The sequence below is a fragment of the Kitasatospora sp. NPDC088742 genome (assembly GCF_055584905.1).
Map to the genome: position 1 here is coordinate 1 of NZ_JBVJLD010000119.1, position 1,412 is coordinate 1,412.

Sequence of the window (1,412 nt, forward strand, 5' to 3'; positions counted from 1 at the left end):
CTAGTACTGCAACGGTGCTTATTGTGACGAGGCTTCAGCTCTTGGGCTGTGGCCTCGTCTCTTGTAGTGGCTGGTCCGGGCCTGATGCTGGCGTCGGCGGCGCCATCGGGACCAGTGCAGGACATGGTCGATGCTGCGGCGGACAGGCCGGGTGAGGTGCGTGATCAGCCGGCGGATCTCGGGGACGGTGAGGGGTATCAGGTCTGGCGTTCGAGCAGGTCCGGCCCCCTTTCGAGGTGCTGGGCGCGCATGACGGTGAGGTAGGCATGGGCGGCCATGGCGAGAGTGATGTGCCGGTACCAGCCCTGATGGCGGCGGACCTGGTAGTCGTCCAGGCCGCACTGGCCCTTCGCGCTCTGGAAGCATTCCTCGATCGCCCAGCGGGCGCCCGCGACGGCGATCAGCTCGTTGAGTGTGGCGTCGGCGGGTGCGTAGGCGATGTAGTAGGCGATCCTCGTGGGATCGGTGATGCCGCGGCGGGCCAGGACCCAGTGCCTGCGGTCGGGGCGATGCCAGGGCCGGACCTCGATGCGGGCCCAGTCGTAGACCCGCGGGCCGTGGGCGCCGTCGCCGCAGGATCGGCGCTTCCACTTCTGCCGTGGCAGGTCCGCGACCAGGTCGTGCAGCCGATGGTCCATAGCCTGCCAGGTGACCACGGTGTCGTGGCGGGTGGTGGCCACGACGTGGAAGACGTCGGCCTGCTCCAACTCGTAGCGCCAGCCCTTGCTGTAGCCGTAGCCGGCATCCGCCGTCACCCACCGGAACGGGATCTCGTCGTCGATCGCGCGGCGGACCATCGCCCTCGCGAGCTGGACCTTGGTGGCGAACTCGACCTCGTCGTCGATCCCCGCCGACCGGCAGCGTTCGCGGTCATCCGTCCAGGACCTCGGCAAGTAGAGCGCCCGGTCGATCAACGTTCGGCCCAGCCTGCTCGAGTAGGCGAGGAAGACCCCGACCTGGCAGTTCTCGGTGCGGCCCGCGGTTCCGGAGTACTGCCGCTGGACGCCGGCCGACCGAACGCCCTTCTTCAGGAAGCCGGTGTCGTCCACGATCAGCACGCCGCCGGGATCGGCCAGGTGCTCGACGGCGTACTGGCGTACGTCGTCGAGCACCGCCTCCGCGTCCCAGTCGATGCGATTCAGCAGGCGTTGGATCCGGTCCGGTCCGTCATGACCGGCTTCCTCAGCCACGGTCCAGCCGTTCTTGCGCTCCAACGGCGCCAACAGACCCCGCATGTACGCCAGAGCCGACTCCCGTGACTCGCTCCGCGCGAACCGGTGCGCAAACCGCTCATGCAACCCGGCCAACCCGTCCGACCAGCGACGAGCATCGACGTCAGATATGTCCCCACCCATGAACAGTCCAACGAGCAAACCCAACAGCAGTCACGGTAAGCACCGTTGCAGTACTAG

General features: G+C 67.7%; 1 protein-coding gene. It reads right to left on the reverse strand.

What is annotated here, in order from left to right; translation table 11 throughout:
• Window positions 1–197 precede the first annotated feature (197 nt).
• Window positions 198–1,355 carry an IS701 family transposase gene (locus ACZ6ZR_RS38695; RefSeq protein ID WP_465650725.1) on the reverse strand — a complete coding sequence of 386 codons (1,158 nt, stop codon included), beginning with the start codon at window positions 1,353–1,355 and terminating at the stop codon, window positions 198–200.
• Window positions 1,356–1,412 lie beyond the last annotated feature (57 nt).

What these genes read in the sequence shown, in the direction of transcription:
- ACZ6ZR_RS38695 (WP_465650725.1), bottom strand. Translation starts at nt 1,355, where the DNA reads ATGGGTGGGGACATATCTGACGTCGATGCTCGTCGCTGGTCGGACGGG.